Source organism: Sphingomonas sp. PL-96 (assembly GCF_020707215.1).
Classification (GTDB): Bacteria; Pseudomonadota; Alphaproteobacteria; order Sphingomonadales; family Sphingomonadaceae; genus Sphingomonas.
Genome location: NZ_JAJFET010000001.1, coordinates 176,118 through 195,457, shown reverse-complemented (window position 1 = coordinate 195,457; position 19,340 = coordinate 176,118). Strand labels below are relative to the sequence as shown.

The following is a 19,340-nucleotide window of genomic DNA, read 5'->3' as shown; positions in this document are numbered from 1 at the left end:
TAGCTGCGCGCCAAGGATGACCATGGCGCCCGCAATGCTGCCGCCCACACATCAGATGCGGGCGCCGCCATACCATTGCACCAGCAGCCGCCCGAGAAACCGCAGATTGCCAAGCAGGTATCGCCGCCAGAGCCGCCGCGGCTCCTGCACGAAGCGGTACAACCACTCGCACCGGAGTCTCCGTACCCACAGCGGTGCCCGTCGCACCTCGCCGGCAAGGAAGTCGAGATAGGCGCCGACTGCGATCGTGACGGCGCCGATTTCCCGGAAGTGTCTGGCACACCAGATTTCCTGGCGCGGATGCCCCATGCCGACCAGGACCACATCAGCCCCGCTCGCTCGGATGCGCGACAGCAGATCCGGCACGTCGGCGTCGGAGAAAAATCCGTGCGCAGTGCCGACCACGCGATGCCGCGGCGCCTTTGCACTCAACTGCCGGGCCGCATGTTCGGCAATGCCGGGTGGACTCCCCAACAGGAACACGCGCAGGCTGCGTTCCGTCCGTTCGAGCAGACGGTCGATCAGGTCGGTCCCGGCGAGATTTTCCTGGAATGGCTTTCCGAACAGCACGGTGCTGGCGATATCCACGCCGGCGCCATCGTTCACCACCACCGCTTGCGCGATCGCGTCCGCGAACGCCGGGTTCCGCTCTGCCGTGTCGGCGGTATGCGCATTGCAAAATGCCACAAACAAGGGTGGCCGGCTCGGATCGGCAAGCGTCCGGTCGATCAGACGCAGGAGCGCGTGCTGGCACGAGACGGTGATCGACACGCGTCCGATCTGCCGCCGGCTGCGCCCCAGCGCACGCAGATAGATCTTTGCAATCGCGTCGGCGGCACCATCCCAGCCGAACGACGCCAGTCGCCGCTGCCGCTCCTGCGGGTCGAGCGGGTGGGCGAGCGCCGCCTCGACCGTGTCCAGCGCCTCGGCGACCGCACCCGGCTCTGCCGCAAAGTCGATGAGCGTCCCATGCTCCAGCCGCGCCAACGTTCTCTGAAAGGCTGGGATGTCGCGCAGCAGCGGGTACAGCCCGGCTGCCACCGCCTCCACTGCGGCGATGCCGAAGCCTTCATAGTCCGAGGCGCAGACATAGACGCTGCTCCGGCCAATCAACCCGCGAAGTTCGGCGTCCGACGGCCAGGTACAGACTTCGACGGCGTGGCGCACCCCAAGGGCGCTCGCCTGATGCATCAACATATCGGGATCGACCCCCATCGGCCGGCCTGCCACGATCAATCGCCACCGCGGGTCGCGGCGGTGCACCGCCGCAAACCAGGCAATCAGCCGCTCAAGCCCCTTGTTGGGCGCGAGCCGGCCGAAATAGATCATGGTGTGCGCCCTGGCATCCGCGCAGCCATCGAACTTGGCGAGATCAACTCCGTTCTCGACCGTTTCGAGGCCCTTGTGCCGGATCGTGCGGAATTGCGCTTCATCCGCCAGACTGGACGGGATCACGGCCGCATAACGGCGCAAGCTCCAGCGCGTTACGACCGTGAAGAACAGCCGCTTGGCACCCGCTGCAAAGCGCGTGTGAAAGAAGCCGCCGTGAGTCGACAGCACCATCCGCCGCCCGTGCAGCGGCTGGGTGGCAGCCAGGAAGTCGCAGAAAAAGTCGACCCCGTGCACATGCACCAGATCGGCGCCATCCAGCGCGCGCAATACGCCCGGCGCGATCGGATAGCGCGTCGAGCCCCACCAGGGCAGTCGGACAACCTCGATCCGATCGACCCACGCACGCGCCGCCAGCCGTTGCTGCGACACGCCATCGAAGATGCGATCGAGCGTGACGACCCGCACCACCATGCCAGCGGCACGTTGCCGCAATGCCAGCTGACGGACATACTCCTCCATGCCGCCCACGCCGGGCGCGAACTGCCGCACGACATGGACAATGCGCATCCCGTGGAGGGACGACGCAGAGAAGGACGGCGCCTTCCCGACCCGCTTCCCCTGCCCCGCCCCAGCATCTTGCGCCAACCGGGCGGGTGCCTCGACGATCTCCCTGGGTCCGCTCCTTGCATCCTGGCCTTGCGGAGCAAGCGACAATTCCCGTGCCACCTGCGCCTCCGCCATGTCCGAGTCCTGCCTCGCCAGCCGCGCCGTCCGCACGGCCCTTGCAGCCAGCACACCCCCGTCAGGCGCCCCCGCAGGCGATGGCGGGCTGGGTGGCAGCTTAGTAGCCATGGAAGGTGTCGGCGAAGGAACCGGCTTGGCCGGGCTCAACATGGAAAACGGCGTGCGGCGGAGTAGGGGTCGCACCCCGCCGCACACCTATCCGGCTGTTCGACGGAAACACGCGGACCTCCGCAGGACCGCACCATAGTTCGGGTGGCGCAATCGAAGTCCACGCTGCGTCCTTCGGACGAGCCGGAGTCCCCGCTATCCTTGCAGTTGCTCGTGGATAGGCGATGCAGACACTGCGGCTGCCTCGATCGGTGCAGAAGTACGCGGCAGTTGCTTCCGCCTGCCGCACCCCTCTGCCAATATCCTTGTGGCGGATATCTTTCCGGCGGATCATGGCGCCTTGCCCCTGCTTGCTGACGATCTCCAAACGTCAGCTTAGCGGCGCCTGAGTCCTGCACCAGAAGACTTGGGTGCGGCTCGGATCAACCTATCATCCATTATGAAGGTACTTGCCTCGTCAGTGCTGCGACCGCCGAAACAGGCAGAGCACAAATGCTTCGGAGCGCGAAAGACGACTCTCCCCGCGAATTGAGCAACCGCATGCGGAGGACGATCGATCTGGAGCTGTTTGGTAGCTGCTCGGGTTATAAAGCGACCCCCACGCTGCCGATCAACGCGTGATCAGATCTTCGCGAGCCGAGTCCGGTCGGCAGTCGCTGCATCGTTTTGGGTTGGCTTGGAACCAGTGAAAGCCCAAGGCAGTTGCCACGCCTACGCGCCCGGCGCCTCACGTCGATCGGCTCCCGATTCGCAGCAGATTCTGCCTGCGACGGAAGGCCGAACCCGACGTCATCTGCCGATAGATACCGCGCCGCAGCATAGTCTCTGCATTGAACGACCGGCTAAGCCAATGACCGCGAAGCTGCTACCATCCACTACAATATTGCAGCGCAGCAACCTCTCAGTGCTGTCTTGCAGCAAAGTTCAGGGCAGCCTTTTTCAAAGGATGGCGAGCAGGACCAGAGACCAGATGGCGGCACCGATCACACCCGAAACGAGGAAACTCATTGCCAGGGCTGCCGGCATTGTGTCCTCAGGCTGATCAAACGGCACCTTCATCATCGTTCCTCTCTCCAGACGGGCGTTCCCGCTCTTGTTGCTCCGACTATTTCCTTGCCTTGGGCAACGGTCAAGAGGAAGCTTCAGTTCCGTGACAGAGGATTGGTGGAACGCTGCTGTTTGGCCTCAATGCTCCCGAAAACTTCGCCATAAACTGCCATTGAGCGGCTCCAGAAGATACTGCAGCAAGGTTCGCCGGCGGAGCGGAACCAGGATTTCGACGGGCAATCCGGGCTTGATCTCCCGCCCCTCGGCATAGCGACGCACGGTCGCGAGCCCTGCCTCGGGCACCAGCACCTCACCCGTGTAATAGTGCGCGCCGGTGCGCTCATCTTCAAAGCTGTCCGCCGACAATCGGCTGATCGTGCCCAGAACAGCCGGGAGAGCCCGCGCGTGTAGCGCAGGGATGCGTACCTCCGCTTGTTGACCGACAAGCAGGTCGTCGGCGTCGTCGGGTGCGATGCGCGCCTGGATCACCAGTCCCGCGCGCTCCGGCACAATCTCCATCAGCCGCTCCCCCGCACCGATCACGCCGCCGATCGTATGGACCGTCAGCCCCACCACCTGCCCCGTTACCGGGGCGCGGATCTGCGTGTTCGCCAGCGCTTCACGCGCGGCGCTCAACCTGGGCAGCAAGTCGTTGAGGGTGAATTCCGTTGTTCGCAGCAGGTCGGTCAGCTGCTGTCGGTCCCCGGAGGTCAGCGAGCGGCTTTGCAGCTGCTTTTCGCCGATCTGCTCGCGCACTTCGGCATCGCTCGCGCGCAGCCGTCCCGCCTCTCCCTCCAGCGCCGAGGCGCTGCGTTCCAAGGCGCGGATTCGGTTTTCGCTCGCAAACCCCTTTACCGCCAGGGCCCTCATCCCGCGCAGTTCATCCTGCAACAACCGTTGCTGGTCATCGATCGCGCGCAGCTGTTCGCGGATGCCGACGCTGCGCGACACCAGTTGCGCACCCTGCTGCGCCACCACCACGCGTTGATCCGTGAGCGCGGTCTGGCTTGCCGCAAGCTCGCGCCGTTGCAGCGCCATCGCCCGCTCGCCCTCGACCGCGTCCTCGCCTCGCAAGGTCGCGAACTGCGCCGGCGGCTCCAGCGGCATGCCGGTCAGCTGCGCCGTTACGCGCGCGCGCTGCGCCTGAAGCGCGATCACCTGTGCGCTCAACGAACGCTCCAATGCGCGCGTCTCGCTGCCGGCGAGTTCGATCAGCACCTGGCCCTGTACCACCCGCTGCCCTTCGCGCACCTTCAGCGCCGCGACGATGCCACCCTGCTGATGCTGCACCGCCTGGCGATTGCCCGCCACCGCCACGGTGCCGCCTGCATAGGCCGCCGCATCGAGCCGCACGAACCCGGCCCAACCCAGGAATACACCGAAAAACAGCAGCACGAGCAGCCAGCCGACCCGGCCTTCGCGCTCCGTCCCATCGGCAAGCGTGCCGGAGTTCGGCACGACCAGTGCGGTTCCAGCCTTGGCGGCCCGCGGAACCCGTGCAGCGGCGATCACCTGCGTCAGACGGCGGATCATGCCGCGCCTCCCGCCGCGGCCGGCTCCCCCGCGATCGCGCGGTTGCCGGAGAGCTGGCGCACCACCGCCTCGCGCGTGTCGAACAGGTCCAGGCGCCCGTCCCGCAGCACGACCAGCTTGTCACTCGCAGCCAGGATGCCCGTCCGGTGTGCGACGACGACGATGGTGACGCCGGCCCGCTTCTGCTCGGCCAGCGCGGCGGTGAGCTGCGCCTCGCCTTCCGCATCCAGGCTGGCGTTAGGCTCGTCGAGCACCAGGATCCGCGGCCGCCCGAACAGCGCGCGGGCCAGCGCGATCCGCTGCGCCTGCCCTACCGACAGGCCCGCCCCATTCCACCCCAGCCGTGTGTCATAGGCCTGGGGCAGCCGTAGGATGAACGCGTGCGCGCCGCACTGCTGCGCCGCGCGGATCACCTCTGCGTCCAGTGCCGCCGCTTCGTTGCCCTGAGCGTGGCGGAAGCGAGCGATGTTCTGCTTGATCGTGCCTTGAAACAGCGTCGGCTCCTGCGGCACATAGCCGATTGCCGCCGCCAGCTGCGCCTCCGGCCAGTCGCCAAGCGCCGCACCGTCGATCCGGATCATGCCCGCCGCTGCCGGTTGTGCGCCGACCAGGGCGCGCACCAGCGTCGACTTGCCGGCGCCACTTGGGCCGACCACGCCCACCATTTCGCCCGCTCGGACACGCAGGCTGATGCCGTGCAGCACCAGCCGTTCTCCCTCCGCGTCGGCCACCGACAGCTGTTCGACCGCGATCTCCCCGAGAACCTCCGGCAGCCGCGTCTGCCCGCCTGCCGGCCCGCTCGCCTCGAACACCGCTTGGAGCCCATGATAGGCAGCTCGCGCCTGGATCATGTTGCGCCAGGCGCCGGTGATCCCCTCGATCGGGGCCAGCGCGCGGGAGATCAGCAGCGACGCGGCAAAGATCGTGCCCCCGGAAATTTGCTGCTCGATCGCCAGCAGCGCCCCCAACCCGAGCGCAAGCGACTGCATCGCGATCCGCACCGTCCGCGCCAGCGTGAGATAGCGTGCGCCCATAAAGGCCGCGCGCATCTGCAGCGCCTGCGCCACCTGTCGATCGCGCAGGTGCAACCGCACCAGTCCATCCTGCATGCCCAGCGCCCGCACCACCCCGGCGGCGGCAAGGCTTGCCTCGACCATCTGATAGCCGTGCTGCTGGGCCGCCGACGCGTCCTGCACCAGCGCCTTGGTCCCGCGCTCGTTGAGGAAGGTGAGCAGCAGCAGCACCGCCGAACATGCCACCGCCATCAACCCCAGCGCAGGGTGAAGCAGGAAACACACGCCCATGTAGATCGGGGACCAGGGCGCATCGAACAGCGCGATCACGCCCAGCCCTGTGATCGTCTGGCGCAGCGTATCGAATTCCCGCAGCAGCACCCCGCCCTGTTTCAGCGCATTGGGCGCCTGAAGCAGCGTGGCGATCAGCGGGCGTCCCAGTAGCCGGTCGAGCCGGGCGCTCGCCCGGATCAGCAGCCGGGTGCGCAGCAGGTCCAGCATTCCAAGCGTCGCCACTGCCGCCAGGAAGATCAGCGTCAGCATCGCCAGGGTGGTGACACCGCGGGTCGGCACCACGCGGTCATAGACCTGCAGCATGTACAGCGACGGCGCGAGATACAGCAGGTTCAGCAGCGCGCTGAACAGCGCCGCATGGATCAGGTGCGCACGGCACGCGGCCAGCGCATCGGCCAGTGCCGGGTTGCGCCGTGTGCGCTTCTGCGACCGTGCGCGCGGGCCGCGCATCAACTGCCCCCCAGCGCGGGCCGCGCCGCCCAGACGCCGGCGCCCGACAGTTTAGGGCTCCGGATCGGCAGCCCGAGCAACCCGGTGGCCTCACTCGACCGCCGGGCTACGGCGATCAGGCATCCGTAGAGCGCAAACAGCGGCGCCACCGTCTTGATCGACACGAACGAGTAGCTGATCGGCATGCACAGCGCGACGTAGATGGCCATCGCGTTGACGAAGCTGCGTAGCTCGGCCGTGCGCTCCCGGGCCATCAGCACCACCATCAGCCAAAAGGCTAGGAAGCCGAACAGCGACTGCGACTGGATCAGATAGGCCCAGCCGGCGTCGGCATTGGCATAGATGCTTGCGCTCGACTGACCGCCGAAGACATCGGCAACCTCCAGACGCCCGAGATAGTCGACACCCTTGCGCAATCGGCCTGCGAACGTGTCACCGCCGCGCGGCAGCAACTCCGTAGCCCGCAGCGCGAACAGCGTCGCCACAAGCACGGGGAGGTAGACCAGCGGCCACAATCGCGGCGCCCAGCGACCAAACGGCACGCCCAGCAGGATGCCGACGCCGCAGACCAGCGCAAAGCGGCCGTCGCACGCCACCACCAGGTACAGGTCGCTCAGCACCAGCAGCACGCGCGTCCCCCAGCCCATCCGCCCCCACAGCGTGACCAGCACGATCAGCACCACGACGGTCCAGTTGCCCAGCGACACCGGCTCCAGGAACACCGACGTCGCACGGTTCAGCCCGGAACTGGCGAACAGGTTGCGCCCGTTCGGCCGTTCCACGTTCAGGAACAGCCCCTCGCCCTCGCCCGACCAGAAGGTTTCCGCCTCGATCCCGCGCGTGTTGACGTAATAGGCGGTGACGTTGAACACGCTGGCGAACCCCCTGGGCGCGATCAACTCCCAGGTGGCGATCACCCCGATCAGCAGCTGCGCCAGCACCAGCCACCGGATCAGCTCGCGCCGGCCTAGACAGGTGCCGAGCAGCGCAAAGGCAGGGATCAGCACCACATCGCCCAGGAACTTCAGCTCGACCGATTGACGCAGGACCGACAGCACCAGCCACAACAGCCCGGCGCCCGCCAGCAACAGGGTCCAGCGTCGCCAGCCGCCGCGGCGCCCCGCCAGGCCAATGCCAAGCGCGAGCCCCATCACCAGTCCCTGCACGGCAGTCACCACGCTGCCGTTGATCGCAGCAACATTGGCGTTCACCCAGGAGAGCGCGATGTTGAACAGCAGCGCCAGCCACAAGGTCGCCAGCGCCGCTCGCCGAAACCGGGCGGCGGACGCGGCTGCCGCCGCGCCGTCGGGCATCCGGGGCGATGGCACCGCCTCACGCGCCATGTCGCTAGAACAGCCGCTCGCGGACGAACATCACGTCGCCGTGCTGAACGGGCGCGTCCAGGTCGGTGATCTCGCTCTGCTCGCCGCCACGCGTCAGGCGAATGCGGTTCTGCGTCCCGGCGTCGTTCGGCCCGCCGCCTTGCGACAGCGCCTGGCGGAAGGTCATGCCCGCCCGGATCGGAAAGCTGCCCGGCGCACGCACCTGGCCATAGATGTAGAAAAGCTCGGGCGTCGGCACGAACAGGAAGTCGCCGGGTTGCAGCACGGGATCGCCCGCTCCGCCAGCCGCAAGCGCGGAGATCGCGATATGCTGCGGCGGCGCATTACCGCGGCGCAGCACCACCGTCTCGCTGCCGTCGCGCTGCCCTCCCGCCGTGGCGAGAACCCGAGACAGCGGCAGCGCGCCTTGCAGCGGATAGATGCCGGGCCGCACCACTGCGCCCAGCAACGTGACGCTGCGGCTGACATAGCTCGTCACCTCCACATTGACTCGCGGATCGCGCAGATAGCCGCCCCGCACCAGCTCGCCGCGCACCTTTTCGGCAAGCCCGGCCGGTGTCTCGCCCGCAGCCGTCACGCTGCCCATCAGCGGCAAAGTCACGTTCCCGTCCTGCTTGATCCGCAGCCTCAGCGGCATGTCCGGCTGGCCATAGATGTTGACTTCGATCTGGTCGTCGGGGCCGAGCCGAACCTCGCCACCTTGCCCAATTACCGGCGCTGCCACTGCAAGCGTCTCCCCTGTCGCCCCTGTCGCCGCGTCGGGCGAGGTGCTGCCCGGCTGCCCGGCCGTCCCGCCAGCGCCCTGAACCACCCCCTGCGCCTGCGCGCCGGGGGCACCCGTCAGAAGCGCCATCACCATCAGCGCGACCGCTGCACGGCCACTCTCCATCCACCTCGCCATGCCTTCCCCTTTCTTCAAAGCGCGAGCCCCAGGACCAGCAGGCCTCGGGTGCTGCGATAGGTGCCGTAAAGCGCGTCGGTGGTGCGGCGCGCGTGCACCGCCTCCACGCCGATGCGGAACCGGTCGACCGGCGACCAGCCGAGCGCGGCGCGCGCCTGGGCCGTCCGGTCGAAGCTGCGCGCGCCCGTGCTTGCCACATCGACAGCCCGGAAACGCCGCCGCTCAAGCAGTCCGCCCAGCTCGAGGTCGAGCGCACGGCCGATCCGATAGCGGGCGGCCAGTTCACCGCGATCTGCCACGAAATAGCCGGCCGCCACGTCCCCGCTCGCGTCCACCTCCCGGCGCGCCGACGCAGTCAGCCGCAGGCGCGGCCCCGGCGCCCAGGCGAGCGATCCGCCGCCTACCCAGCCCGAATAGTCGCGCGCGCCGGGATTGCGGCTGTCCGCTTCGACATAGCCGAGCACGCCACGTGCAATCAGGTCGGTGCCGCGCGCCGTGACTCGCCCCGTCAGGCTGCGCATCCGCGTCGCGTCGCCGCCGCCCTCGGGCAAGCGGCGGTTGGGGAAGTCCAAGGTTTCGGACGCAGCGACCAGGGCCACGCCCAGCCGCCCCGTCCGGTCATAGGCGATGCCGGCCGAGAACCGCTCCGCTTCCAGGTCGCTGCGCAGGCGGATCGCCGCGCTGTTCTCGATGGTACGCCGGCGGTAGCCGAACTCCGGGTGCAGCCCGACGCCCAGCGTGCAGCCGCCATCGAGCACCAGCGTCCGGCTGTCGCGCCGGTTGCGCACCGCCGCGCCGAGATCGCTCAGATCCGTCTGCCCGCGACCGTAGCGAAACGACGCCTCGCCGTCGCACCGCGATCCGGCGCGCCAGTTCACACCGCCGGTCGCGTCGATGCGCTCACGCTTCAGGAAGCGGTTCTCGCGATAGAAGTCGTATCCGGCGGCCCCGCGCAGGAACACGCGCTGGCGGCTGACCTGCTGGGCCACGTCCACCACCGCCGACACGGTGGTCCGCACATCGTCCTTGCTGCGGTTCGGCGGCACCGGCCGATCCGCGTCCAGCCGCAGGACATTGTCGTCGTACAGCACGCGCGCCTCCATCCCGAGGCGCGCACGATTTGCGACATCCTCCGCCAGATCGTCCAACGAGACCGGGGCCGCCAAAGTGGTGATCGTACCTGCGGCAAGCACCGCCAACCCCGCCACTCCCATGCCTGGCTCCCTCTTGCCGGATCCGGTGCGGGCCTACTCCTCCGCGTTCACGCCCGCGCGCTGGGATGCGACCGGTTCGGAGGGGAAGCGCCCCCATAGACACCGGACAGCCACCGTTTCGGGCCCAAAGGCGTTCCCGGTATGTCTGCGCAGGCGATAGACGAGCGACATCCCGCACGCGGAGGACGGCTTGGACATTTCGCTCATCATCTGCACGCGCAATCGCGCTGCACAGCTCGGCCCCTGCCTGGAGGCGGTGGCCGGACTACGCTTTGACGGCAGCTGGGAACTGGTGATGGTGGACAATGGCTCCACCGACGCCACCCGCGCGACGATCGAGGCGTTCCGGGTCCGGGTCCCCTTTCCAGTCCGCATCGTCCACCAGCCGGTGCCGGGTCTCGGCAACGCGCGCAATGCCGGCATCGCGGCCGCGGAGAGCGCGCTGGTCGCCTTTACCGACGACGACTGCTACGTTGCCCCCGACCTGCTGACGCGCGTCGTAGCCGCCTTTGCGCAACCCGATCTCGGCTATGTCAGCGGCCGGATCCTGCTGCACGATCCGAGCGACTATCCGGCCACCATCAACGAATCGACCCAGCCGCTTCGCTTTCCGCCCGGCCGTTATCTTGCGCCGGGTGCGATCCGCGGCGCCAACCTCGCCTTTCGTCGCGCGGCACTCGACGCGATCGGCTGGTTCGATCCGCTGTTCGGCAGCGGCGCGCGGTTTCCTGCGGAGGATGTCGACGCCGCCGGCCGGTGCAGCCTGCACGGCTGGGCAGGCGCGTACGACCCCAGCATCACCGTCTCCCACCACCATGGACGCAAGGCCAGGCACGTGCGCGGGCTCTTCCGCGACTATGACTATGGCCGCGGCGCCTATCACGCCAAGCTGCTGCTCCACGACCGTGCTGCGGGCGCGGCCCTGCGCGGCTGGGCGGGATTGCCACGACGCATGCGCGCGCGCCCCTCGACCCTGTGGTGGGAAGTTGCCGGCGCCGCCCGCTATGCGCGGTGCCACTTCGGCCAGGGAAGCAGCTCGTGACGATCCCCGGGGATGGCGCCCCTCGCGTGATGGTGCGCGTCATCAGCCTGGCCGAATGCACCGATCGCCGCGCCCGCATGGCCGAGCAGCTGGACGCCACCGGCCTTGAATGGCGTTTCTTCGACGCCTGGCGCACCCCGCCTGCCGAACTGCCCTATGACCCGGCGCGCGCGCGGATCGCGCGCGGCCGCGTGCTGACCATCGGCGAACTCGGCTGCTTCGGGAGCCACTGGGCGCTGTGGGGGGACTTCCTCTACAACAACGAGGCGGACCTGCTGCTGGTCCTCGAAGACGACCTGCTGCTCGACCCGGTGTTCTTTCAGCGGCTCGATGCAGCGGTACTGGCGATGGGCCGGATCGATTATCTGCGCCTCTACGCCAAGGTGCCAGCCGGCGTCCGGCAGGAAGCGCACTTCCTCCACCGCCACATCGCGCGGTTTACGGGCAAGGCCTATGGCACCCAGGCCTATCTGCTCACCCGCCGCGGCGCCGCCCGCTTCCGCCGCTCGATCCGCCGCGTCGAACGTCCGATCGACGACGAAATGGACCGCTTCTGGGCGCATGGCATGCCGATCCGTGCGGTGTTCCCCTTTCCGGTGATGGAGGTGCAGTACGGCTCCACGATCGAGGAGGCGCGCCGTACCCTGGAACCGCTCGGCCCTGCCGAACGCGCGCGCTCGCTCCTCTCGCGCGGGCTGGAAAAGGCGCGGCGGCTGGGCTCGGCCGCGCTGGCCCGAAGCTGACCGATGTCCTTTGCCACCAAACCGCAGAGGTGCCGATGAGCCTTCCCCGACGCGCGCGCGCCAGGCAGCGCCACCAGATCAAGACATCCGTCTCCATGCCCGGCGATGGCGGGGCGGGATCGACCCTGGTCCAGCCAGTTCTCGCCGCCGTTCCGGACTGTCCCGTCGCGGGCGAGAAGCTGGGCGCCGTGTTCCCATTCGCCCAGGCGCATGCGCGGCGGATAGCGGTGTCGAACCGGTGTCGTTGGGGGCCGGCACTGGCCGATCGCCCCTGGCGTGGCGCGTTGCAGATCAACGCGGGGCCGATCGGCCGGCGGCAGGCGGATACGACCTTGGACGAACGGCTGCCCCCGCCGCTCGGCAAGCGCAGCACCAGCGGCAAGCAAATCCACTGGCTTTCCCAGCCGCACGACCTCGCCACCTCCACCGCCCTTCTGCGCTTCTGCACACCCGTCGATTTCGTGCGCAACGTCCGCGTTTCGGGGGCGGTGGTGCGCTCCGGATGGCATGCGACGCTCGAGGATGTCGCAGCCGCTGAACCCGATCATCGCCACCGTTTGCGCGTCCACAGACTCACCCGCAATCCCGACCAGCTTGCGCCGCTGTCCACCTTCTCGGGGGAGCCGTTCGGCCGCCTGTCCGTGGCACAGGTGCCCGGCAATCGGCTTCAGCATGCGGGAGGCCCCTTCTGATCGCGGTTCCTGTCGAGCGCGGGCGCGCAGGCGTAGGCGACGGGTTGCTCGCGCGGCTGCGCCGTGCCGCGCCCTGGGCTGCGGCCGAAAGCCTGTTCTCCGCTGGCGCCACCCTGGTCGCGACCCTGGTCGTCGCGCGGCTGCTCACCCCGTCCGATTTCGGCCTTGCCTCCATCGCCTTTGCGGTTGTCGCGATCGTGCAGATGCTGGCGTTTGCCGGCATGCCGCAGGCGATGTTGCGCACGCCGAACCTCGTTCCGCGGCTGAGCGATCAGGCATTCTGGGTGCTGCTGGGCCTCGGCATCGCCGCCACCCTGGCCTGCTGGCTGTTGGCAGCGCCGCTCGCCCGCTTCTATGGCTCGCCACTGCTGCTGTGGCTGATCGCGGCGCAGGCCATCGACTGCCTGCTCCAGGCGCTGGTGCAGTTCCCGACGGCGCTGCTCACCCGCAAGATGCGCACGCGCAGCCTGGCGCTGCGGATGTTCTGGTTCAAGACAGTGAGCATCGCAGCGACGCTTACTGCCGCAGCCTCGGGCCTTGGCCCCTGGAGCCTCGTCGCGGGCAGCCTGGCGGGAAGCCTTGCCAGCGTCCTGCTGCTCTGGCGCACCCAGCCGCGCCTGCCCCGCTGGCGCGGGTTCGACGCCAGTCTCCTGTCGATGCTGCGCATGGGATGGCTGATCATGGCGGAGGCTGCGTTGACGACCCTTGCCGTGCGCGGGTTCGTGCTGCTGTTCGGCAAGTTCCACGGACTGCACGATCTGGGGCTGCTCAACTTCGCGATGCGGCTGGTGGACGAATTGGGCGCCATGATCACCGCATCCGTCGAACGCGTGTCGCTCAGCTTCTTCGCCACCGCGCACCGCGCCGGACAGGATCTTGCGCGCATCTTCGAGATCGGCAGCCATGCCATCGCGCTCGCGGTGCTGCCGCTGTTTCTGGGTCTGGCGGCGGTGGCGGGGGACGCAATCCCGTTGATCTTCGGGGGGCGCTGGGCGCCCGCGGTGCCTGCAGTCCAGTTGCTGGCGCTATTCTGGGGCATGCGGCTGACGCGGGTGCTGAGCCCGGGGCTGATGCGCACGCTCGGGGTGCAGGGGCCGCTGGTGTTCAACGCCGCGATCAGCTTCGGCTTTGCCATGGCGGCGGTGCTGCTGACCCGCGAGCTCGGGTTCGTGGCGGCAGTCGCGGGGTTCAGCGCCCGCATGCTGGTGACGATCCCGGCCGGCGCTGGCGTTCTCGCCCGCATCGCGGACCTGCCACTCTCGCGCCAGGTCGGCGCGGTTGCGCGGCCGCTGCTGCTGGCAGGGATCATGGCGCTGCTGGTGTGGCTGGTGCGCGGTTTGCTGCAATCCTGGCCAGCGGAGCCACGCCTCGCCGTTCTGGTGAGCGCTGGCGCATTGCTCTACGCGCTGCTGCTCTGGGGCTTCGACCGCCCCGGCGTGGCGCGGATCGCCACGCTGCGCCGCTAGGACGTCAGTTTGCCCCCGCCGGCTGCGGCGCCACTGCGGCCTGCACCGCCGGAGCCACACTCCCGGGCGCCGCGGTCCGGTCGGCCAGCGCATAGAATTTCTCGCCGTCCATCTCCAGCAGCCGGACCCGGCCCTGGTTGAGCGGCTCCAGCGAATGCACGAACGAGCGCGGCTTCTTCATCAGCTGGCGCACCTCCACTACCGTCAGCCCGGACCGGCGCGCCGCTTCCGCCACGAAATGCACGCAGTTGCGCCGATTGAGGTTGTAGTGGTGGTCGCCGGCTTCGCCCCATTCCTCGACCAGGCGCAGCACATCGGCATATTGCGCATCGGTCAGCATCACCGAGAAATGTACGTCGCTGTTCTCGATATAGCCGTGCTTGGTCTCATCGATCCGGCCGGGCACGCTGCCCATCAGGATTGCAGGCGTTATCGCCTTCGCCGTGAAGCCATAGCTCGCCTGCACCGGCTCGCCGCCAGCATCGGGCGTCCCTTCCAGGACGAAAAAGGCATGGGGGAACTCGTTCCCGAATTCGTGCGACCAGAAGCTGATCGTCACGCCCGCCTGCGCCGGGCCCGCCAGTCCCAGCGACAGCAGCGCCGCCGCACCAAAGGTGACCATCGCGCGAAGCGATCGAAGCTGCATCGCAAATGCCATGGTGCGGATGCTACTGCGCCCGGCGCACGGAGGGAAGCTCCATGCGCCGGGCGCCGTTCAACTTGGTCGCCGTCGATCAGCCCTGGTTTTGGGCGCGTTTGCGCTCCGCCTCGGCATCATAGCCCGAGGAAGGTGCAGGCCCGCTGTTGTGGATCGGCTGAGTCGATGCCGGCGGATCCGACGCATCCATCGACTCGTCGAGCCCGCGGTCCAGCCGCGCGTCCTTGCTCTCGGGGTTGCGCTCCAGCCGTTCGCAGATCGACTCGTCGTGGCCTGCGTCGCGGCGCGTTTCGCCCGGATCGTGCGGCGCCACCGACATGGTGTCCATGGCCTCCGGATCGATCGAGTCCTTGTCTCCGCTCATCTGTTCTCTCCTCGAACGTGTCCCGGGGAAAAACGAGCGGCAACGCTGGTCGTTCCGGCCGCGCCACGACGGCGCGGCGCACCCAGCAAAAAGGGCCCGGCGATCGTCTCGCCGAGCCCCATTTCTGCGTCGCGCGGGAGCCGCTTAGTCGCGGCTGCCCAGGAACGAGAGCAGGAACTGGAACATGTTCACGAAGTCGAGATAGAGCGACAGCGCGCCCATGATCACGACCTTGCCCATCATGTCCGTACCCGCGACGTAGGCGTACATGCTCTTGATGCGCTGCGTGTCATAGGCGGTGAGGCCTGCGAACAGCAGCACGCCAATCGCGCTGATACCCAGGTTGAGCGCCGGCGACTTGAACCACAGGTTCAGGAGCGATGCCACGATCAAGCCGACCACGCCCATGATCAGGAAGGTGCCGAAGCCCGACAGATCCTTCTTGGTGGTGTAACCCCACAGGCTAAGCGACAGGAACGCAACTGCGGTCGCGAAGAAGGTGATCGCGATCGACGGCCCGGTGTAGACCAGGAAGATGGTCGACATCGACAGGCCCATCACGGCCGCGAACGCCCAGAACAGCGCCTGGGTAGCGCCATAGGACAGCCGCTGGATGCCGAAGCTCAGCACCATCACGAACGCCAGCGGCGAGAACATGATCAGGTACTTGAGCGGGCCGGGCGACATGAACACGGCAGCGGCCGGCGAGCTGGCACCGCCCCACGAAAACAGCAGCGCGACAATGCCCGTCAGCAGCACGCCCGACGCCATGTAGTTGTACACGGAAAGCATATAGGACCGCAGCCCCGCATCATACGCCTGAGCGCGCGATGCGGCCGTTGCGAACGGCGCCGCGGTCGTTCGGGGATCCGACCAGTTGGCCATCTCGTACAAACTCCTTTTCACCGGCATGGTGCCGGTCAGACTTTCATATGCTCCCGGGGCATCTGAATTCAAGGGAGGGCCAGGCTGGCCCTTCGGCGTACACCGGTCTAGCAATAGTTTGTAATGCACCGCCTGTTCGTCGCCTTGCGCCCGCCCCTGGACATTCGCCAGCAGCTGCTGGCGCTGATGGAGGGCGTCGAGAATGCCCGCTGGCAGGAGGACGAGCAGCTGCACCTCACCCTGCGCTTCATCGGCGCCGTCGAACGCCCGGTGGCCGAGGACATCGCAACCGCCCTCGGCAGCATTCACGGCCCCGCCGTCACGCTGCGCCTCCATGGCGTCGGCTGTTTCGATCGAAAGGGGCGCACGACGGCGCTCTGGGCCGGCGTCCACCCGCACGAAGGGGTCGCGGCGCTCCACCGCAAGGTCGACCAGGCGCTGGCCCGCCTGGGCCTGCCGCACGAAGGCCGCGCCTTTCACCCGCACATCACCCTGGCACGCATGAACAGCGCCGGCGGCCCGACTGACGCGTTTGTGGCGTGCAACGCGGGCCTGGCGAGCGCGCCCTTCACCCTTTCCCACATGCTGCTGTTCGAAAGCACCCTGACTCGCGACGGCGCCAGCTATGAGGCGGTGGCGCGCTATCCGCTCGGCTGAGGCAGGGGCATTTACACCGTGTCAGGACGTGCCCGGTGACCATCCCGGCGGCGCAAGCTCGAACCCTTCGAACCGGAACGCAGGCGCCACCACGCAGCTGACCAGCGTCCAGCCGGCCTCCGCTTCCGCCGCTTGCCACCAGCCGGCCGGGATGCGCAGCTGGGGCTGATCCCCCGCCAGCACATTCCCGCCCAGCGTCAGCCGCTCGACCGTTGCGCCCCCGCTTTCCGCGCGCAGGAGCGCCAGCGGCGCACCGGCATGCCACAGCCACAGCTCGTCAGCATCCACCCGATGCCAGTGCGAGCGCTCGCCCTCGGCCAGCAAGAACAGAATTGCCGTTGCTACCCCGCGCCTGCCCTCCCGCTCCGGCGCGCGCCACGTCTCCCGGTACCAGCCGCCCTCCGGATGCGGGGCGAGGCCCAGCGTCGCGATCAGCGCCGCAGCTTCCGAACTCAAGACCTGGGGCACGTCCGCTCCTCCTCTGCTGCAACCTGAACTCGAAGCTGAACGTTAGACATCGTTTCGTTCATGAAACTGCCACGTGAAAGCTGCGTTTATAGGATCGCAATTCATCAAATGGGGTATTCACTGATGCGTAATTTCGTTCTCGCGCTCTCCGCGCTTTCGCTGGCACTTCCGGTCGCGGCCGTTGTCCCGACTGACCAGGCGTCGGCCCAGTCGCACAAGCGCTACAAGTACAAGGAGTGGAAGGGCCGCGACGGTCGTCGCCACTGCCGCAAGCCGGACGGCACCACCGGCCTGGTCGTCGGCGGCGTTGCCGGCGCGCTGCTCGGCCGCACGATCGACACCCGCGGCGACCGCACCGTCGGCACGCTGCTCGGCGGCGCCGCAGGCGCAGTCGCCGGTCGTGAGATCGATCGCGGCGGCAGCAAGTGCCGCTAAGCCTCGACTGACACGGGCCTGATGACGGGCGGCGGAACGACAGCTTCCGCCGCCCGTTTTCGTGTGCGCATTCACCATCAGCAGGAGCAGCATATGATCCGCAGCGGTTCGGCGCGTTACGAAGGACTCGGCAAGGACGGCAAGGGCGCGGTCTCTACCCAGTCGGGTGTCCTTTCCGACCAGCCCTATGGCTTTGCGACCCGGTTCGAGGACACCCCCGGCACCAACCCGGAAGAGCTGATCGCCGCCGCGCATGCCAGCTGCTTTACCATGGCGCTGAGCTTCGCGCTCGCCAAGGCAGGCTTCAGCGACGGCACGCTGGAGACCAGCGCCAAGGTGACGCTGGACAAGGACGGGGACGGCTTTTCCATCACCCGCTCCGCGCTGACGCTGAAGGCACGCGTGCCCGGCATTGCCCAAGACCAGTTCGAACAGATCGCGCAGGAGGCCAAGGCCGGCTGCCCCGTGTCGAAGCTGTTGAAGGCGGAGATTTCGCTGGAGCACAGCCTGGAGGCTTAAACCCGGAGGGGGCGGCCCGCCGCCTCCTTGCAGCCGGGGCGGCGCGGACGCGGTTTCGCCAGCATGACGAGGCGGGTGCTTAGTTCAAAGGACTCGCCTCCCCGGCAGCACCCAAACCTCCTGCTTCCGCCGCAGTTGCGCACCCGCTCCCTAGTGACGCCAGCCCCACCGCGCGCTAGCCCGCGATGATGTTGCGCGTGCTGACCCTTTCCACGCTGTTTCCGGACGCGAGCCGCCCCAATTTCGGCGTGTTCGTCGAACGCCAAACGCTGGGTCTCGCCGCCCGCCCGGATGTCGAGCTGCGGGTTGTCGCCCCGATCGGGCTTCCGCCCTTCCCGTTCGACCGTCTCCCCCGCTACGCGCCGCTCGTGACGCTTCCGCGCGAGGAACATTGGAAGGGCCTCCACGTCCACCGCCCGCGCTTTGCCAACCTGCCCGCCACCGCCGGGCGCTGGCACGCGCCGCTGCTCGCTCGGGCGTTGATGCCGCTGCTCACGCGCATTCGCCGCGATTTCGCGTTCGACGTGATCGATGCCGAGTTCTTCTTCCCCGATGGCCCCGCCGCAGTCGCGCTGGGGCAGCGGCTTGGCGTGCCCGTGTCGATCAAGGCGCGGGGCGCCGACATCCACCATTGGGGCACCGCACCCGCGACCGCGCGTCAGTTGCTCGCCGCTGCGAACCGGGCGGACGGGCTTCTGGCGGTATCACAGGCGATGGCCGACGATATGACGGAGCTCGGCATGCCTCGCCCGACGGTACATTCGACCGGCATCGACCGCAGCCGTTTCGGCACGCTGAACCGCGCCGCGGCAAAGGCGCAACTCGGCATCCAGGGCCCGCTGGTCCTCTCGCTTGGCGCGCTGATCCCGCGCAAGGGACACGCCATCGTCGCCGATGCGGTTGCCAGCCTGCCCGGTGTTACCCTCTGGATCGTCGGCGAGGGCCCGGAGCGCCAGCGGCTGGAAGCGCAGATTTCCGCTGGCCCCGCGCGCGACCGCATCCGCCTGGCAGGTGCCGTTCCGCACACCGACCTGCCGACGCTGCTCGCCGCGGCTGACGTCATGGCGCTTGCCTCCAGTTCGGAAGGCCTCGCCAATGCCTGGGTGGAGGCGCTCGCCAGCGGCACGCCGATCGTCATCCCCGATGCCGGCGGCGCACGTGAGGTGATGACCACCCCCGCCGCCGGGCACATCGTCGCCCGCACCGCTGCTGCCTTTGCCGACGCCATCGCCGCGCTGCTCGCCGACCCGCCCAGCGCGGAGGAAGTGAAGGCGACCGCCGCCCGCTTCAGCTGGGACGCCAACCGCGACGCGCTCTACGCGCACCTGCGCGGCCTGGTGGAGGCGGCCGCCTAGCCCCCGTTCGTTTCGAGCAAAGTTCGGGCTTGTCGAAAGCCCTACCGAGAACCCGCTGAGACCGGTATTCCGCCACG

18 protein-coding genes are annotated in these 19,340 nt (G+C 68.3%); 8 read left to right on the top strand and 10 right to left on the bottom strand.

Features of this window, described 5'->3' with window-relative positions; genetic code table 11:
• Window positions 1-51: 51 nt before the first annotated feature.
• The 6 genes from LK533_RS00855 to LK533_RS00830 form a co-directional block, all read right to left on the bottom strand.
• Complete coding sequence (locus LK533_RS00855) at window positions 52-1,899, bottom strand: WecB/TagA/CpsF family glycosyltransferase (RefSeq protein WP_229360674.1); 1,848 nt, start codon at window positions 1,897-1,899, stop codon at window positions 52-54.
• A gap of 1,470 nt (window positions 1,900-3,369) precedes the next feature.
• Complete coding sequence (locus LK533_RS00850; RefSeq protein WP_229360673.1) at window positions 3,370-4,764, bottom strand: HlyD family type I secretion periplasmic adaptor subunit; 1,395 nt, start codon at window positions 4,762-4,764, stop codon at window positions 3,370-3,372.
• Window positions 4,761-6,521: a type I secretion system permease/ATPase gene (locus LK533_RS00845; protein WP_229360672.1), complete on the bottom strand. Its 1,761-nt coding sequence runs from the start codon at window positions 6,519-6,521 to the stop codon at window positions 4,761-4,763. Before LK533_RS00845 ends, LK533_RS00850 begins: the two co-directional genes overlap by 4 nt.
• The gene (locus tag LK533_RS00840; RefSeq protein ID WP_229360671.1) at window positions 6,521-7,864 is read right to left on the bottom strand and encodes a polysaccharide biosynthesis protein GumE; all 1,344 of its coding nucleotides are present in this window, start codon (window positions 7,862-7,864) and stop codon (window positions 6,521-6,523) included. The genes LK533_RS00845 and LK533_RS00840 overlap by 1 nt, the downstream gene beginning before the upstream one ends.
• A 4-nt stretch (window positions 7,865-7,868) precedes the next feature.
• Window positions 7,869-8,765: an SLBB domain-containing protein gene (locus LK533_RS00835; RefSeq protein WP_229360670.1), complete on the bottom strand. Its 897-nt coding sequence runs from the start codon at window positions 8,763-8,765 to the stop codon at window positions 7,869-7,871.
• Between the two features lie 14 nt (window positions 8,766-8,779).
• Window positions 8,780-9,979 carry an outer membrane beta-barrel protein gene (locus tag LK533_RS00830; RefSeq protein ID WP_229360669.1) on the bottom strand — a complete coding sequence of 400 codons (1,200 nt, stop codon included), beginning with the start codon at window positions 9,977-9,979 and terminating at the stop codon, window positions 8,780-8,782.
• Between the two features lie 190 nt (window positions 9,980-10,169).
• Between LK533_RS00830 and LK533_RS00825 the strand changes: the two genes are divergently transcribed.
• From LK533_RS00825 to LK533_RS00810, 4 genes are read left to right on the top strand one after another with little or no spacing between them, the layout of a single operon-like run.
• The gene (locus tag LK533_RS00825) at window positions 10,170-11,021 is read left to right on the top strand and encodes a glycosyltransferase family 2 protein (protein WP_229360668.1); all 852 of its coding nucleotides are present in this window, start codon (window positions 10,170-10,172) and stop codon (window positions 11,019-11,021) included.
• Window positions 11,018-11,764 (top strand): glycosyltransferase family 25 protein, encoded by a 747-nt coding sequence (locus LK533_RS00820; protein ID WP_229360667.1) that lies wholly within the window; start codon window positions 11,018-11,020, stop codon window positions 11,762-11,764. Before LK533_RS00825 ends, LK533_RS00820 begins: the two co-directional genes overlap by 4 nt.
• 35 nt (window positions 11,765-11,799) lie before the next feature.
• Window positions 11,800-12,456, top strand: coding sequence for a hypothetical protein (locus LK533_RS00815; protein ID WP_229360666.1), 657 nt, complete (start codon window positions 11,800-11,802; stop codon window positions 12,454-12,456).
• Window positions 12,457-12,500: 44 nt separating this feature from the next.
• A complete protein-coding gene (locus LK533_RS00810; protein ID WP_229360665.1) occupies window positions 12,501-13,922 on the top strand; it encodes an oligosaccharide flippase family protein in 1,422 nt (473 codons plus the stop codon).
• A gap of 4 nt (window positions 13,923-13,926) precedes the next feature.
• Here LK533_RS00810 and LK533_RS00805 read toward each other — a convergent pair whose 3' ends face one another.
• The 3 genes from LK533_RS00805 to LK533_RS00795 all read right to left on the bottom strand — a co-directional run bounded on the left by LK533_RS00805 (window position 13,927) and on the right by LK533_RS00795 (window position 15,829).
• Window positions 13,927-14,580 carry a hypothetical protein gene (locus LK533_RS00805; RefSeq protein WP_229360664.1) on the bottom strand — a complete coding sequence of 218 codons (654 nt, stop codon included), beginning with the start codon at window positions 14,578-14,580 and terminating at the stop codon, window positions 13,927-13,929.
• Window positions 14,581-14,656: 76 nt separating this feature from the next.
• The gene (locus LK533_RS00800; RefSeq protein ID WP_229360663.1) at window positions 14,657-14,944 is read right to left on the bottom strand and encodes a hypothetical protein; all 288 of its coding nucleotides are present in this window, start codon (window positions 14,942-14,944) and stop codon (window positions 14,657-14,659) included.
• Between the two features lie 144 nt (window positions 14,945-15,088).
• Window positions 15,089-15,829, bottom strand: a complete 741-nt coding sequence (locus LK533_RS00795; protein ID WP_229360662.1) for a Bax inhibitor-1 family protein — start codon at window positions 15,827-15,829, stop codon at window positions 15,089-15,091.
• A 123-nt stretch (window positions 15,830-15,952) separates the two neighbouring features.
• Between LK533_RS00795 and thpR the strand changes: the two genes are divergently transcribed.
• Complete coding sequence (thpR, locus tag LK533_RS00790; protein ID WP_229360661.1) at window positions 15,953-16,486, top strand: RNA 2',3'-cyclic phosphodiesterase; 534 nt, start codon at window positions 15,953-15,955, stop codon at window positions 16,484-16,486.
• Between the two features lie 21 nt (window positions 16,487-16,507).
• Here thpR and LK533_RS00785 read toward each other — a convergent pair whose 3' ends face one another.
• Entirely contained in the window at window positions 16,508-16,954 is a 447-nt protein-coding gene (locus tag LK533_RS00785) for a cupin domain-containing protein (RefSeq protein ID WP_229360660.1), read from the bottom strand.
• A 123-nt stretch (window positions 16,955-17,077) separates the two neighbouring features.
• On the opposite strand from LK533_RS00785, the gene LK533_RS00780 reads away from it, so the two are divergent.
• From LK533_RS00780 to LK533_RS00770, 3 genes are all read left to right on the top strand, one after another.
• The gene (locus tag LK533_RS00780; protein ID WP_229360659.1) at window positions 17,078-17,389 is read left to right on the top strand and encodes a glycine zipper 2TM domain-containing protein; all 312 of its coding nucleotides are present in this window, start codon (window positions 17,078-17,080) and stop codon (window positions 17,387-17,389) included.
• Window positions 17,390-17,482: 93 nt separating this feature from the next.
• Window positions 17,483-17,908, top strand: coding sequence for an OsmC family protein (locus tag LK533_RS00775; RefSeq protein WP_229360658.1), 426 nt, complete (start codon window positions 17,483-17,485; stop codon window positions 17,906-17,908).
• Window positions 17,909-18,096: 188 nt separating this feature from the next.
• Window positions 18,097-19,263: a glycosyltransferase gene (locus LK533_RS00770; protein ID WP_229361722.1), complete on the top strand. Its 1,167-nt coding sequence runs from the start codon at window positions 18,097-18,099 to the stop codon at window positions 19,261-19,263.
• Window positions 19,264-19,340: the final 77 nt, after the last annotated feature.